The sequence below is a fragment of the Castellaniella sp. genome (assembly GCF_041677825.1).
GTDB lineage: Bacteria > Pseudomonadota > Gammaproteobacteria > Burkholderiales > Burkholderiaceae_B > Castellaniella.
The window spans coordinates 65,359-80,986 of sequence record NZ_JBAYPG010000002.1 but is presented as its reverse complement, the minus strand read 5'-3'; the positions used below and the strand labels follow the sequence as shown (position 1 = coordinate 80,986).

Here is a 15,628-nt window from a genome sequence, read left to right as displayed (position 1 = left end):
CTGCTGAATCATCGAATGCCGTATTGTAGCGGCTGACCTGGGAGACTTCTGTCATGCAGCCCACATCGCGACGCGCGTTCCTCACTGGCCAGCGGTCACAGCGCACACCCTGGGAGCACTTTCTGTCGCGCCTCAGGCGGGTCGTGGAAGGGTCGGTGTTCGATTTCGGTACCGCGGCGGGCGGTGCGCGCATGGTGCCGGCCGGCATGCAGGACGTCTTTCAGGTGCGCGCCCTGTGCCATGAATTCGGCATCACGCTGGCGCTCGATGGCATACCGTCCGGGGCCCGGCTCGATGGCGAGCCCGTGCTGTGGGTCGAACCCGGCGCGGCAATCGCCCGCTGCGAACGCCTGGGTGAATCCGACCCACGCTGGTTCGTGCAGCCAGGCTGCCTGCTGGGGGATCTGGAAGCGGTGGGCCTGCGCCAGTTCCGCGACCAGCCGGCCCATCTGACGGTGGCCGCGTGGCTGGCCGATCGCCGCTCGTGCGACTGGGATGCAGGGCACACCATCGACAGTGGCCTGGTGCATGCCCAGGTGCTTCTCGGCGACGGCACGCGCGCCAACCTGGGCGCGTTCGGTGTCGACAACCAGAAGCCGCTCGACAATGTCAGGGTGCAGTCCATGGTGCCGCGCCTGTTCGAACTGGCGGCGTCCATCGTCCAGGCGCCAGCGAGCGGCGCTGTCTGGGAGGGCGCCTATCGTCTCGACGCACTGTGCCCGGCGGATGGCCACAGCGTCAATCTGGCCCAGCTGCTGCTCGGTCATGGGGGTGAATTGGGCTGGGTCGAATGGCTGGTATTCGACGAGCGCCTGGGGCAGCCCGTGCGGCGCCCGTGGGGCGAGCGCTATGGCCAGCGCGTGGTGGCGCGTTCACAGTCTGCCGAGCGCGATGGGGCCATCAAACAGCTGTTCGACCCCGATGGCCTGTTTCCAGGGCAGGCCCAGTCCTTCGAAGTGCCGTCCTGAACGCAGGCCGGGGGATCATCTGCGGAAACAGTGGTCGCGCGGGCGTAGTCGTCGGGCTCGCGAGCGGCTAGAATGAAACATCTTCCACTGCCATGCTCGGGCCCTGCCCGGGCATGCTCACTTTGATAAGGCATGCCTTCATGGACGAATCCCTGCGTGCTGCGGCGCTCGAATATCACGAGCACGGCCGTCCTGGAAAGATCTCGGTCACCCCCACCAAACAGCTCTCCAATCAGCGCGATCTGGCGCTGGCGTACTCCCCCGGGGTCGCCGCGGCCTGCGACGAGATCGTCGCCGATCCCCACAATGCGTTCCGCTATACCGGTCGTGGCAACCTGGTGGGGGTGATCACCAACGGTACGGCCGTGCTGGGTCTGGGCAATATCGGTGCACTGGCCGCCAAGCCGGTCATGGAAGGCAAGGCGGTGCTGTTCAAGCGTTTTTCCGGTCTGGACGTCTTCGACATCGAAATCGGCGAACAGGATCCCGACCGCCTGGTGGACATCATTGCCGGGCTGGAACCCACGTTCGGGGGCATCAACCTCGAAGACATCAAGGCACCCGAGTGCTTCTACATCGAGAAGAAATTGCGTGAACGCATGAATATCCCGGTGTTCCACGACGACCAGCACGGCACTGCCATTTGCGTTACGGCTGCCTTCGTCAATGGTCTGCAGGTGGTGGGCAAGGACATCGCCCAGGTCAAGGTGGTGGTCTCGGGTGCCGGGGCCGCTGCCCTGGCCTGTTTGGATCTGATGATGGACATGGGGCTGCCGCTCGAGCATATCTGGGTTTCCGATATCGAGGGGGTGGTCTACGCGGGCCGCCGCGAACTGATGGACGAAAAGAAGGCCCGCTTCGCCCGGCAGACCGACGCGCGTACGCTCGATGACATCATTGGCGGGGCCGATGTTTTTCTGGGCCTGTCGGCAGGCGGGGTACTCAAGCAGGCCATGGTCGAGAAAATGGCTGAACGGCCGCTGATACTGGCGCTGGCCAACCCGAATCCGGAGATTCTGCCCGCCGACGCCCTGGCCGTGCGTCCAGACGCCGTGCTGGCCACCGGGCGCTCCGATTTCCCCAACCAGGTCAACAACGTGCTGTGCTTTCCGTACATCTTTCGTGGCGCGCTCGATGTCGGTGCCACCACGATCACGCGCGGCATGGAAATGGCCGCCGTGCAGGCCATCTGTGGCCTGGCGCGCGAAGAGCAGAACGAAGAGGTGGCGGCGGCCTACGGCCTCAGCGACGTCTCTTTCGGGCCGGACTACTTCATTCCCAAGCCGTTTGATTCACGCCTGATCACCCGCATTTCGCCGGCCGTCGCCAGGGCCGCCATGGACGAGGGGGTGGCGACCCGCCCCATTCTGGATTTCGAAAACTATACCGGCCAGCTCGAGCAGTTTGTCTACCACTCGGGCGCGTTCATGAAACCGCTGTTCTCGGCGGCGCGGTCGATGGTTCGAGAAGGGGGGCGCGCACGCATCGTCTTTGCCGAGGGCGAGGACGAGCGGGTGCTGCGCGCCATACAGATCGTGGTCGACGAACGGCTGGCCCGGCCCATACTGATCGGGCGCCCCTCGGTGCTGGCCACCCGCATTGAACGCCTGGGTCTGCGCATCCGCCTGGGGGTGGATGTCGAAGTCACCAATCCCGAGCATGATGAGCGTTTCCATCGGTATTGGACCACCTACTGGGAACTCATGTGCCGGCGGGGCATCACCCGTGAAATGGCGCGCGTCGAGATGCGCCGCCGGCTGACGCTGATCGGTGCGATGATGGTGCGTCTGGGCGACGCGGACGGCATGATCTGCGGCACCGTCGGTTCCTATGGCAATCACCTGCGATTCATCGATGAAGTCCTTGGCCTGCAGCCGGGGGCGTGCACCTACGGTGCCATGAACATCCTGCTGCTCGAAGAGCGTACGCTCGCGCTGGCCGACACCCACGTCAACGACAATCCGGACGCCGAGCAGGTGGCCGAGATCACGCTGATGGCGGCCGAGGAACTGCGCCGTCTCAACATGGAGCCCAAGGTGGCGTTGCTGTCACGCTCGAATTTCGGCACCGGCAGCTCATCTTCGGGCGAAAAAATGAAGGCGGCACTGGCGCTGATCCGGGCGCGGGATCCCGAACTTGAAGTCGATGGCGAAATGCACGGCGACTGTGCGCTCGACCCCGAACTGCGCAGCCGCATTCTCCCAGGCACGACGCTCAAGGGCGAGGCGAACCTGCTCATCTGCCCCAGCGTCGATGCCGGCAACATCGCCTACAACCTGCTCAAGACGGCGGCGGGCGGCAACGTGGCGGTGGGGCCGTTTCTGCTGGGTGCCAATGCGCCGGTGCATATCCTCACATCCAGCTCCACTGTGCGGCGCATCGTCAACATGACCGCACTGACCGTGGTCGATGCCAACAAACCGAGAACTCCCTGATCTGGCCGGACGGGGGCCCGGTGGCGGCGCCATTGGCCTCGTGCTCACCGGAGGGGGGGCTCGCGCAGCCTATCAGGCGGGGGTCCTGTCCGGGGTCATGCAATTGCTCGATCCCGGGCGCAGGCCCGGGATCGCCAACCCGTTCGACATCATCTGCGGCACATCGGCGGGTGCCATCAATGCAGCCGCGCTGGCCTGCCGGGCGCATCAGCCGCATCAGGCCATCGATCATCTGGTTACCCTGTGGCAATCGCTGCATACCGACAACATCTATTACGCCGATATTCCGCGTCTGGCGCATACGGGCCTGCAGTGGCTGGGCATGTTCGCACTGGGGTGGATCCGGCCCCAGCTGTCCCACCGGGCGCCGCATTCCCTGCTGAACAACCAGCCGCTTGCAGACCTGCTGGCGCGTACCCTGAATTTCCCGCTCCTGGAACGCAATTTGGCCAGCAGGCGTCTGGCGGCGCTGGCGGTGACGGCCACCGACTACACCTCGGGCGAGCATCTGACCTTCTACCAGGCGCGGCGGGCCATCGAGCCGTGGACGCGCACGTTGCGGCGCGCCGTGGCCTGCCCCATCGGGGTGGATCATCTCCTGGCATCCAGTGCCATTCCCTTCGTGTTTCCGGCCCGGGCCCTGCTCACACAGGGGCGTACCCTGTGGTGCGGTGACGGCTCCATGCGGCAATTGGCGCCCATCAGCCCGGCCATCCATCTGGGGGCGCAGCGGGTTTTCGTCATCGGCACCAACGATCAGGGCGGCATGGGGCCCGACAACCATGATCTCAGCCCGCCGTATCCCAGCATTGCGCAGATTGCCGGCCATACGCTGTCGAATATCTTCCTCGATGGCGTGGCGCTCGACATGGAGCGCATGCAGCGAATCAACGGCCTGCTTGCGCGAATCCCTGCAAATGGATTAAAAAGCGAGACACTGCGTCCCATCCATACCCTGATGATCGCACCCAGTCGCTCTCTGGACGAGATCGCACTGGAGCACCTCGACGAGCTGCCGCGGGCCGTGCGTACTTTGTTCCGGGTGCTGGGTGTTTCGCCGCGCAGGCTGGAGTCAGGGGGTGGGGCCTTGGTATCCTACCTGTTGTTCGAACCTGGCTACACCCGCAGCCTGATCGAACTGGGCAGGTCCGACAGCATGAATCACGCTGAAGAAGTGATCGCTTTTTTCAAGGAGTGGTCCGCATGAGTTCGGCCCAGACAAAAAATGCACCCATGCAAGGCAGGGTCGATGCTGAATCCGTCAGCGAGAGTGCTGCGCTGGCCGCGGCAGCCGAATCCGGCCTGACGGCGCTGGTCGTGGATTGCGACCGGGCGCGCAACCGTTCGGCCGTGCTGCGCGCAGTGGTCAAGGCGATCGATTATCCGGAGTTCTTCGGGGGCGATTTCGACGCCTTGTACGATGGCTTGTGCGATACCCTGCTCGACCAGAAGGAAGGCCTGTTTCTCTGGTTTCGGCACCTGCATTCCGGGGATCCGGCCCTGGCTGAAGACACGTTGGCCATACAGGCCGTATGCGATGATGTGGTCGAATTCGCGGCCAACAACGAGCGCCGCTTTGCGTACGCCATCCAGCACGCTGGTGCACACCCGGCGCCCGAACCCGGGGTCGACCCGACCCCGTATTCGGGGCGCGGCGACTGAATCCGTACGCGGGGCACGTCGGCTGAACAGCCCGTACCTGCGGCAATCCGGGTCGGGTGTACCCCGGCCTACCAGCCCAGCAGGGTCGTGCACGCCACGGCCAGTGCCATCCCGGCGGTTTCTGTGCGCAGGACACGGGGTCCGAAGCGTATGGGCAGCAGGCCGTGCTGTCGTGCAAGAGCGTGTTCCTGGTCGGACCAGCCGCCTTCGGGGCCGATCAGCAGGCCAAGGCGTGCCGGCGCGTCGGCAAGGGCCTGTGACAGGGCCTGCCCCCCTTCGGGGTCGCAGAACAATACCGTGCCGCGTGCCTGGGCCAGCGCGTCAGCCAGGCTGACAGGGGCGTGTACCCGCATCAGCCGATTGCGCCCGCATTGCGCGCTGGCAGACTGCACGATGGCCTGCCAGCGTGCCATGCGCTTGCCCAGCCGCTCGCCTGCCAGGCGCAGTACGCTGCGCTGGGCGGTGATGGGCTGCAGTTCGCTCACCCCGAGTTCCACCGCCTTTTCGACGATCCAGTCCATCTTGTCGCCGCTGGCCAGCCCCTGCAGCAGGACCAGTTGCCCGGTGAGCTCGCGCTCAACAGGATCATGCCCAGCCAGCTGGACATACAGCCCGGTGCCCGAGCTGTGCAGTACGCCAGGGTATTCGCCGCCGTGGCCATCAAACAGGACCACGTGCTGGCCTGGCCCGAGCCGCAGCACGTGCTGCGCATGGTGCGCCATGGGTTCCGGCAGCCCGGGCTGCGTCTGGCCGACCAGCGGCGCGGGGTAGAAGAATCGGGGCGTGCTCATGAAGGATCTCTGGTTCAGGGCATGAATAATAAATCACTTGCACCAAGCTGTTAAAATGAGGGGATTTGCCACTTGAAAACTGTCTGGCCGGGCCCCGTGGCCCTGGCTGGCCACCGAGCCCCCATGAGTGTTCTGTCTGCCCCCGACCCTTCCATGGCCCACGCCATTCGTATTCTGGCCATGGATGCCGTACAGCATGCCAATTCGGGACACCCGGGGGCACCCATGGGCATGGCCGACATCGCTCATGTGCTGTTCACCCGGCACCTGAATCACAACCCGTCGGATCCCGCCTGGGTGAACCGCGATCGTTTCGTGCTCTCGAATGGGCATGGTTCGATGCTCCTCTATGCCTTGCTGCATCTGACAGGATACAACCTGTCCATGTCCGAGCTGCGCAATTTCCGCCAGCTGGATTCACGCACGCCGGGGCACCCTGAAGTCGGGGTCACGCCGGGGGTCGAAACGACCACTGGGCCGCTCGGTCAGGGGCTTGCAAACGCGGTCGGCATGGCGCTTGCCGAGGCCCTGCTGGCGGCAGAATTCAACCGTCCGGGGCACGCCATCATCGACCACCTGACATGGGCGTTCGTGGGTGATGGCTGCCTGATGGAAGGGATCTCCCATGAGGCCTGCTCGCTTGCCGGCACCTTGGGGCTGTCGCGCCTGATCGTCTTCTACGATGACAACGGCATCTCCATCGATGGGCAGGTGCAGTCCTGGTTTGCCGACAAGACCCCGGATCGTTTCGAAGCCTATGGCTGGAATGTGCTGCGCAATGTCGACGGCCATGACATGGCCGCCATCGAAGCCGCCATCGGCCAGGCGCGCGCGCATGCCGAGGCCGATCACGGGCCCACCCTGATCTGCTGCCGTACCATCATTGGCAAGGGGGCGCCCAACAAGGCCGGTTCCGAGAAAATCCATGGTTCTCCTCTGGGGGCCGACGAAATCGCGGCCGCCCGCAAGGCGCTGGGCTGGACCCTGCCGCCATTCGAGATCCCCCGTGAAGTCTACGATTATTGGGATGCCCGACGCCGGGGTGCCGAACTGCAATCCGAGTGGCAGACGCGCTTTGATCAGTATGCGGCAGAACACCCCCGCCTGGCGGCCGAACTCTGCCGGCGCATGGCGGGCGAGCTGCCGGTCGATTTCGAGCGCCGCGCCGCCGACTGGGTCCGTGCCACGCAGGACCGGGCCGAGTCCATCGCCAGCCGCAAGGCATCGCAACAGTCGATTGCAGCCTTTGCAGGCATCCTGCCCGAGCTCCTCGGGGGCTCGGCCGACCTGACCGGGTCCAACTTCACTGACTGGCCCGGGGTGGTGCCGTTGCGACGCACGGATTCCGGCCTGCAACCAGGGCGCCACATCAATTATGGCGTACGCGAATTCGGCATGGCGGCCATCATGAACGGCATTGCCCTGCATGGCGGCTTTCTGCCTTTCGGGGGCACCTTTCTCACTTTTTCCGATTATTCCCGCAACGCCCTGCGCATGGCGGCGCTCATGAAGCAGCGGGTGGTGCATGTATTCACCCATGATTCGATCGGCGTGGGTGAAGATGGTCCGACCCACCAGCCGGTCGAGCAGGCAGCCAGTCTGCGCCTGATTCCCAACCTGCATGTCTGGCGGCCCTGCGACACCACCGAGACGGCCGTAGCCTGGCGCTGCGCGCTGGCTCGCCCGGCCAGCCTGGGCATGGCCGTGCACGATGGCGGGCCCACGGCCTTGCTGCTTTCGCGCCAGAACCTGCCTTTCGTGGCACGCGATGCGGACACCACGCAGGCCATTGCGCGCGGCGGCTATATCCTGCGCGACATGGCCGGGGCGCGTGCCGTGCTCATTGCGACGGGGTCCGAGGTCGAGCTGGCGCTGCAGGCGCAGGATCTCCTGGCCGAGCGGGGTACGGCCACGCGCGTGGTGTCCATGCCATGCACCCAGGCGTTCGATGTGCAGCCGGCGTCCTGGCGCACTGCCGTGCTGCCTGCCCATTTGCCCCGAGTTGCGATAGAAGCCGGTGTGACGGCAGGCTGGTACCGGTATGTGGGCACCAATGGGGCCGTCGTGGGTCTGGACACATTCGGCGAATCCGCACCTGCAGGGCAATTGTTCAAACATTTCGGGCTGACGGCCGAACACGTGGCGGCCACCACCGAGCAGCTTTTACAAGGAGATTTCTCATGACGATCCGCGTTGCCATCAATGGCTATGGCCGCATAGGCCGCAACATCCTGCGAGCACACTACGAAGACGGCAAGCAGCACGATATCCAGATCGTCGCCATCAATGACCTGGGCAATCCCGAAACCAATGCGCACCTGACACGCCACGATACGGCCCATGGCCGTTTCCCGGGCACGGTCGAGGTCGATGGCGACTGCATGGTCGTCAATGGTGATCGAATCCGTGTGCTGGCAGAGCGCAATCCGGCCCAGCTGCCCTGGGGGGAACTCGAGGTCGACGTGGTGCTCGAATGCACGGGGCTTTTCACTTCCAAGGAAAAAGCGTCAGCCCATCTGCAGGGTGGGGCCAAGAAAGTGATCATCTCGGCGCCTGGAGGCAAGGACGTCGATGCCACCATCGTCTACGGTGTGAACCATCAGGTGCTCAAGGCCTCCGATACGGTGATCTCGAACGCCTCCTGCACCACCAACTGCCTGGCACCGCTGGTGTATCCGCTGCATCAGAAACTGGGTGTGGTCACCGGCCTGATGACCACCGTGCACGCCTATACCAATGATCAGGTGCTCACCGATGTCTACCATTCGGATCTGCGCCGTGCGCGCTCGGCCACGCACAGCATGATTCCCACCAAGACGGGGGCGGCCTCGGCGGTGGGCCTGGTCCTGCCTGAGCTCAATGGCAAACTCGATGGCTACGCCATCCGTGTACCCACCATCAATGTATCCATTGTCGACCTGACCTTCGTGGCCAGTCGCGATACGTCGGTGGACGAGGTCAATGGTATTCTTGCTGACGCCGCCCGGGGGCCGCTCAAGGGCATTCTTGCCTACACCACCGAACCCCTGGTGTCGATCGACTTCAATCATGACCCCGCCTCCAGCACGGTGGACGCTGCCCTGACCAAGGTCTCCGGATCCCTGGTCAAGGTGTCCTCCTGGTACGACAACGAGTGGGGTTTTTCGAACCGCATGCTGGATACCACAGTGGCGCTCATGGCAGCCCGTTGAGCGATATCCCCGCGTCAGCGCGGCGCTGGCGCGTGTCTGTCGGGGCGGGGCGCAACCCGCCCCATTTTTCGTGCCACCAGGGGGCCCTTCCATGACGATTGCCTTGTTATCCGATCTGGCGCGCGGCACTGCCTTGCAGGGCAAGCGTGTCTTCATCCGCTCCGACCTCAATGTACCGCTGGATCAGGGGCGGATCCGTGACGACACGCGCATCCGGGCTTCGGTGCCAGCGATACGCCTGGCCCTGCAGGCGGGCGCGGCCGTCATGGTCACCTCGCACCTGGGGCGTCCCCAGGAAGGGCTGGTGCGCCCTGAAGACAGCCTGCAGCCGGTCGCGCAGCGCCTCGCCGAACTGCTGGGCCAGCCCGTGCCCCTCATGGTGGATTGGCTGGATGGGGTGCAGGTGGCCCCAGGCGAAGTCGTACTGCTCGAGAACTGCCGCTGCAACCGCGGCGAAAAGCGCAATGCCCCGGAACTCGTGCGTCGCATGGCCGCCCTGTGCGATGTCTATGTGAATGATGCATTTGGTGCGGCGCATCGGTCGGAAGCCACGACCGACGGCCTGGCACGCGCCGTGCCGCTGGCGTGTGCCGGGCCTCTGATGGCGGCCGAACTCGATGCCCTGGGCCGTGCCCTGGACAATCCCCGTCGGCCTCTGGTGGCCATTGTGGGCGGTTCGAAGGTATCCACCAAGCTGTCCATCCTGCAATCGCTTGCGGCCCGTGTCGACGAGCTCATCGTCGGTGGGGGGATTGCCAATACATTCATGCTCGCCGCGGGCCTGCCCATCGGCCGCTCGCTGGCCGAACCCGATCAGGTCGATCAGGCGCGCACCATCATGCAGGCCATGCAGGCGCGCGGGGTGCAGGTGCCGATTCCGGAAGACGTCGTGGTGGCACCCGAATTCGCAGCGCACGCGCCCGCGACGGTCAAGCCGGTGGCCGAGGTGGCTGCCGCTGACATGATCCTCGATATCGGCCCTCGCACGGCGGCGCGCCTGGCGGGTCAGCTGCGCTCGGCGGGCACCATCGTCTGGAATGGCCCGGTGGGGGTATTCGAATTCGAGGCCTTTTCCAGGGGTACCCAGGTGCTGGCCCACGCCATTGCGGAGTCCGCTGCGTTTTCGATTGCCGGTGGCGGCGATACGCTGGCTGCCATCGCGCATTTCGGCATCACAGATCGCATGAGCTATATTTCCACTGGTGGCGGGGCTTTTCTCGAGTTCCTCGAGGGGCGCACGCTGCCGGCCGTGGCTGCGCTCGAACGCTGATGCCGACGACGGGCTCCGTGCGTCGTACAGCCTGGCTGCACCAGACTCATCACAGGACAAGGACCAAATGGCACTCGATGTTGCAAGAATAAAAACCGTTGTAATGGACTCCTATTCCACCTTGCTGGATGTGGACAGCGCTGCAGAGCCGTTGCGCAGGAAGATCGGCAATGCCGATGAAGTCGCCCGCCTGTGGCGCGCCGAGTCGCTCATGTACGGCATGCTGTGCAATTTTTACAGGGTCTACGAAGACTTCTACGAATTGAACCGCAAGGCCTTGAAGTATGCGCTCAAGGTCCATGCAATCGAGCTGCCGGACAGCGAAGTCGATGACATTCTGGGTGTCTACCACGAGCTGAAGGTGTTCGATGATGTACGCACCGGGGTGCAGGCATTGCGGGGGCTCGGGTATCCCGTATACGTGCTCTCGAATGGCAGCCCGGACATGCTCAGGTCATTGGTCCGGATTGCGCGCATCGATGATCTGATCACTGATTTCATCAGTGTGGAAGAAGTGCATCAGTACAAGCCGGCCAGAGAACTGTACCTGCATGGTGCGCGACGCGCGAACACGGCGGCGGAACACATGGTGCACATCAGCGCGGGCTGGTTCGATGTGGCCGGTGCGCAGCAAGTCGGCATGCAGGGCATCTGGATGAACCGCAAGAACGAAGTGCCCAGATCATTTGGCCCGGCACCCGACCTGGTCGTTCAGGGGTTTGCCGAAGTGGTCGAATGTCTGGGCGGAAAATGAATTCCAGCAAGTGAATTCGTTGGGCTGCGCAGCAGGCGCAGCCCGTTGCCCACGACCAGCAGGCTGGCCCCCACATCCGCAAAGACCGCCATCCACATGGTCCCCAGGCCCATCATGGTCAGGACCAGAAAGACCAGCTTGATGCCCAGGGCCAGGGCAATGTTCTGCACCAGTATCGCGTGCGTGCGCCTGGACAGGCGCACGAACCACGGAATCTTGCGCAGGTCATCGTCCATCAGGGCCACATCTGCGGTCTCGAGCGCCGCGTCGGTGCCCATGCTGCCCATTGCAAAACCAATGTCGGCGCGCGCCAGGGCAGGCGCATCGTTGATGCCGTCGCCGGCCATGCCCACGACGGCTTTGGTGGCCGACAGGCGCGTCATGGCCTGCAGCTTGTCTTCGGGCAACTGATCGCCATGCGCCTCGGTGATGCCAGCCTGCCTGGCGATCGCGGCCACGGTATGGGGGTTGTCGCCCGACAGCATGAGGGTGCGCACGCCCAGTGCATGCAGCTGCCCGATGGCGGCCCGGCTGTCGGGCTTGATGGTATCCGCCACGGCATACAGTGCCAGCACCTGGGTGCCACTGGCCAGCATCACAACGGTCTTGCCCTGTTGCTCGAGTGCTTCGAGGCGTGCCTCGAGCGCCGGTGAGCACAGGCCCTGTTCGTGGATCAGCCGGTGATTGCCAAGCCACCAGGTCCGGCCCGCGATGTCGGCGCGCGAGCCTCGCCCCGGCAATGCCTGGAAGCTGCTCAAGGTGGGCGCTGCAGGGCCGGCGGCTGCTTCAGGCCGGCTGCGCAGGCCTGCGGCAATGGCTCGTGATACGGGGTGATCCGAGGCCTGCGCCATGGCCAGGGCGAATGCATGGGGATGCGGCACGGCAGCGTCGCCCAGGATGTCCAGATCGGTCAGTTCAGGGTGGCCATGCGTGATGGTCCCGGTCTTGTCGAGCGCGAGCCAGCGAAGATGGCGACCCTGTTCGAGATATCTGCCGCCCTTGATCAGCACGCCGTGGCGCGCCGCCGTCGCCAGGCCACTGACGATGGTCACCGGCGTTGAAATGACCAGCGCGCAGGGGCAGGCGATCACCAGCAGCACCAGGGCCTTGTAGATCCAGTCGTACCATCCCCCCAGGCCCAGTACCGGTGGCACGATGGCCACCCCGAACGCAAACAGCACGACCAGCGGCGTATAGACGCGCGCAAAACGGTCCACGAAGCGCTGGGTCGGGGCGCGGGCGGACTGTGCGCTTTCGATTGCCCGGATGATGCGTGCCAGTGTAGAGTCTTCGGCCAGACTGGTGGCGCGGTATTCGAGCGTGCCGCTGCCGTTGATCGTGCCCGCGTAGACGGGGTCTCCCGTGGCCTTCTCGACGGGCAGGCTCTCGCCGGTGATGGGGGATTGATCGATGGCCGATTGCCCCGCAATGACCTCACCATCGACGGCAATGCGTTCACCCGGCCGCACCCGGATCCGGTCGCCTGGCTGGACATCGGTGGCTGCGATCGCCAGCCACTGGCCGTCGGCCTGCTGAACGGCGGCATGATCGGGGCTGAGCTGCATCAGGCCCTGCACCGCCCGCCGGGCCCGGTCGAGCGACAGGGCTTCGATCCGTTCGGCCACCTCGTAGAGCACCATGACCATGGCGGCTTCGGCCCACTGCCCGAGGATCAGCGCGCCGGTGACCGCGATGCTCATCAGCGCATTGATGTTCATCTGGCCATGCCGCAGTGCAGTCCAGCCCTTGCGATAGGTGCCCACACCGCTGCCGGCCACGGCCAGTACCGCCAGCATGGCGGGCAGCCACCAGGGCGCCGCCAGCCAATGGGCGGCTTCTGCAGCCAGTGCCGCCACCCCGCTGGCGATGAGCGGCCACCATGGCCGGGGCCGTTCAGGTGCCAGGTGATCGCCCGATTGTTCTGGCGTGAAGCCCAGCGCCCGGATCGCCGCCAGGATATCGTCCAGTGCCTCGGGGCGATGACTTACGGTCAGTACGCGCGCCATCAGGTTGAACTCGAGCATCTGGACATCGCTGCGCGGTTCAAGGGCCTGGCGGATCAGGGCGGCCTCGGTCGGGCAGTCCATCTGGCGGATGCGCAACTGGGTGCGCAGCAGGGCGCCTTCCATTCGGGGGGCATCGAGCCTGATGGCTGGCGCGCCCGTCTCCGGGTTGCCGCAGCAGACGGTGTCAGTTGCCGCCTGAAGGGAGGCATGGCCATGCCCGGCATGATCATGCCGGTCTGTGTGTCCGTGGAGGTCTGTGTGGGGGCCGTGGGGGCCTGTGCAGGCAGGGGGCACGTCGTGCCCACACCCGGCCGTGCGCCTGGTGGCGTGCGCGTTCGCAGGCAACGGGTGGTGTGCGCGCTCGTGGATCATGATCACACCGGATCGAAGTGGGTCATGACGTCCAGCACGGGCAGATCGGCCATGACCCGCCGGCGGGCCTCGACGGCAATGGCGTGGCCGGCTTCTATGGTGAGCTGGCCATCCATTTCGATATCGACTTCGACCCAGATCATGTCGCCCATCTTGCGCGTACGCAGATCATGCACGCCCCGGACCCCTGGCGTGCCCAGGATGCATTCGCGAATGGCGTGCTGGGTATCTTCGTCGACCGCCCGGTCAACCAGGTCGTTGAAGGCCTGCCAGGCGAATTTCCAGCCCATGCGCAGAATCATCAGGCCAACGATCAGTGCGGCGAGCGGGTCGGCCAGTGGCAGGCCGGCCAGGTTGGCGCCGATGCCCAGTGCCACCACCAGGGATGACGCTGCATCGGAGCGGGCGTGCCAGGCATTGGCCACCAGCATGGTGGAACGCACGCGCCGGGCGACGTGCAACAGGTAGCGAAACAGCAGTTCCTTGGCCATCAGCGCCATGAGCGCGACATACAGCGCCACCTGATGCACGGTGGGGATGAGCTCGGGTGCCTGCAGCCGTTCGGCACTGCGCCACAGCATGCCGATGCCGACGACCGCCAGCAGCAGGCCCACGGCCAGCGTGGCTGCATTCTCGAAGCGCAGGTGACCGTAGGGATGATCGTCATCAGGGCCTTTGCCACTGTGCCGGTTGGCGATCAGCACGACCCCGTCGGATATGAGATCGGACAGCGAGTGGATGGCATCGGCAATCAGGGCCTGGGACTGGGCGAACACACCCACGACCATCTGGAACACCGTGAGCACGATGTTCACCCATACGCTGATCCAGGTGCTGCGGTGCGCTGCCCTCTGGCGCTCTTCGGGTTCGGGAAAAGGATATGGCGGACTGGACATGGAGACAGTATATAGGCCTCGTTGGCAGAATACTTACGTTACACTGGCTGGATTCTTGACTTTGATCCAGCCCGCCTGCACATGCGTACTGCCTTGATCAAAACCCGGGTATCCCATTGGCTGAAGGATTTCCCCTGGCATTGGCTGCTGGCCATTCTGGTGGCGCTGGCCGGGCATCTTTTCCTGCGGCCTTCCTGGGGCACGCTGCGCGGCCATGATCTGCTGGATGCCTTTGTGGCCAGCGATGGCGCGGCGGTCGCCCGGTACCTCCAGTCGGGCGGGGTCACCCACGTGACACGCGTGATGCTGGGTCTGGTGATCCAGCTGATGGCCATCGGTCTTCTGGCACGGGCGCGGATTGCGTGGGCGATGAGCGTCCTGCTGCTGCTGGCCATGGCCGCATTTTTGGTCAAGGTCGACACGGGGCCTGCCAGCCTGATCATCTTCACGATTCTCGTGGCCGGCATGCTGGTGGCCAAGTGGCATCATTTCGACCGCGCCAGCCTCGCCGCCGGCAGCCTGTTTGCCATTCTGGCCCTCAGCTGCCTGCTGGTGTATTCAGTGTTTGGCAGCCTGTATCTGGGGAACGAGTTTTCGCCGGCCATCGTTGATCCTGTCACTGCGTTCTATTTTTCCCTCGTATCCATGTCCACCGTCGGCTATGGCGACATCGTGCCCAAGGGTGAGGCTGCACGCATGTTCACGTTGTCGGTGGTGATGCTGGGGATCACGCTTTTTGCCACTTCGCTCAGCGTGGTTGTCGGGCCCCTGGTGGGGGGCAACATACGGCGATTATTGTATGGGCGCATTTCACATGTCATGAGAAAAGACCACACCGTATTGGCGGGCACGGGCCCGCTGGCGCTGAGCCTGTACCATGCCCTGATCCAGCGCGGGCACGAAGTCACCGTGATCCAGGCCCCGGGCGATCCGGGCGTTTTTCCGGCGCAGGCCGATATCCTGCAAGGGGACGCCAGCGACACCGAGCTGCTGCGCCGTGCCGGCGCCCATGAGGCCCGTTACGTGCTGGCGCTGCGCGCCGAAGATGCTGAAAATGCGTTCATCATCCTGGCTGCCCGTGAGGTCATCGGGCCCGATACCCGGCTGGTCGCGCTGGTGAACGCGCCGGCACACCTCGACAAGGTGCGGCACGTCAATCCCGACATCGTGATTTCCCTGCAGGCATTGGGGGCCGAAATATTGGCGCGCACGCTCAGTGGCGAACCGATCGACGATGCGCTCATCAAGCGTTTGCTGTTCGGCGAGAAAACCCCGGCCTGAGG

At 64.7% G+C, this 15,628-nt stretch carries 12 protein-coding genes; 9 read left to right on the top strand and 3 right to left on the bottom strand.

Annotation, left to right across the window (positions count from 1 at the left end):
• The first annotated feature begins 53 nt into the window (after positions 1 to 53).
• The 4 genes from WCY17_RS01345 (at position 54) to WCY17_RS01330 (ending at position 5,065) form a co-directional block, all read left to right on the top strand.
• Positions 54 to 968 (top strand): hypothetical protein, encoded by a 915-nt coding sequence (locus tag WCY17_RS01345; protein WP_372700372.1) that lies wholly within the window; start codon positions 54 to 56, stop codon positions 966 to 968.
• Positions 969 to 1,108: 140 nt separating this feature from the next.
• A complete protein-coding gene (locus tag WCY17_RS01340; protein ID WP_372700371.1) occupies positions 1,109 to 3,403 on the top strand; it encodes an NADP-dependent malic enzyme in 2,295 nt (764 codons plus the stop codon).
• Complete coding sequence (locus tag WCY17_RS01335) at positions 3,378 to 4,610, top strand: patatin-like phospholipase family protein (protein WP_372700370.1); 1,233 nt, start codon at positions 3,378 to 3,380, stop codon at positions 4,608 to 4,610. Before WCY17_RS01340 ends, WCY17_RS01335 begins: the two co-directional genes overlap by 26 nt.
• Positions 4,611 to 4,636: 26 nt before the next feature.
• Complete coding sequence (locus WCY17_RS01330; protein ID WP_372700369.1) at positions 4,637 to 5,065, top strand: barstar family protein; 429 nt, start codon at positions 4,637 to 4,639, stop codon at positions 5,063 to 5,065.
• A gap of 68 nt (positions 5,066 to 5,133) precedes the next feature.
• Here WCY17_RS01330 and WCY17_RS01325 read toward each other — a convergent pair whose 3' ends face one another.
• Positions 5,134 to 5,856, bottom strand: a complete 723-nt coding sequence (locus tag WCY17_RS01325; RefSeq protein ID WP_372700368.1) for a 16S rRNA (uracil(1498)-N(3))-methyltransferase — start codon at positions 5,854 to 5,856, stop codon at positions 5,134 to 5,136.
• Positions 5,857 to 5,979: 123 nt separating this feature from the next.
• On the opposite strand from WCY17_RS01325, the gene tkt reads away from it, so the two are divergent.
• From tkt to WCY17_RS01305, 4 genes are all read left to right on the top strand, one after another.
• Complete coding sequence (tkt, locus tag WCY17_RS01320) at positions 5,980 to 8,040, top strand: transketolase (protein ID WP_372700367.1); 2,061 nt, start codon at positions 5,980 to 5,982, stop codon at positions 8,038 to 8,040.
• Entirely contained in the window at positions 8,037 to 9,047 is a 1,011-nt protein-coding gene (gene gap / locus WCY17_RS01315) for a type I glyceraldehyde-3-phosphate dehydrogenase (protein ID WP_372700366.1), read from the top strand. Before tkt ends, gap begins: the two co-directional genes overlap by 4 nt.
• Positions 9,048 to 9,138: 91 nt before the next feature.
• Positions 9,139 to 10,317, top strand: a complete 1,179-nt coding sequence (locus WCY17_RS01310; RefSeq protein WP_372700365.1) for a phosphoglycerate kinase — start codon at positions 9,139 to 9,141, stop codon at positions 10,315 to 10,317.
• 67 nt (positions 10,318 to 10,384) lie between these two features.
• Complete coding sequence (locus WCY17_RS01305; protein ID WP_372700364.1) at positions 10,385 to 11,071, top strand: haloacid dehalogenase type II; 687 nt, start codon at positions 10,385 to 10,387, stop codon at positions 11,069 to 11,071.
• Here WCY17_RS01305 and WCY17_RS01300 read toward each other — a convergent pair.
• The gene (locus WCY17_RS01300) at positions 11,029 to 13,449 is read right to left on the bottom strand and encodes a heavy metal translocating P-type ATPase (RefSeq protein ID WP_372700363.1); all 2,421 of its coding nucleotides are present in this window, start codon (positions 13,447 to 13,449) and stop codon (positions 11,029 to 11,031) included. The genes WCY17_RS01305 and WCY17_RS01300 overlap by 43 nt on opposite strands.
• A 2-nt stretch (positions 13,450 to 13,451) precedes the next feature.
• On the bottom strand, positions 13,452 to 14,345 hold the full coding sequence (locus WCY17_RS01295; RefSeq protein ID WP_372700362.1) for a cation diffusion facilitator family transporter: 894 nt from the start codon (positions 14,343 to 14,345) through the stop codon (positions 13,452 to 13,454).
• Between the two features lie 93 nt (positions 14,346 to 14,438).
• On the opposite strand from WCY17_RS01295, the gene kch reads away from it, so the two are divergent.
• Positions 14,439 to 15,626 carry a voltage-gated potassium channel protein gene (gene kch / locus WCY17_RS01290; protein ID WP_372700361.1) on the top strand — a complete coding sequence of 396 codons (1,188 nt, stop codon included), beginning with the start codon at positions 14,439 to 14,441 and terminating at the stop codon, positions 15,624 to 15,626.
• The last annotated feature ends 2 nt before the right edge of the window (positions 15,627 to 15,628 follow it).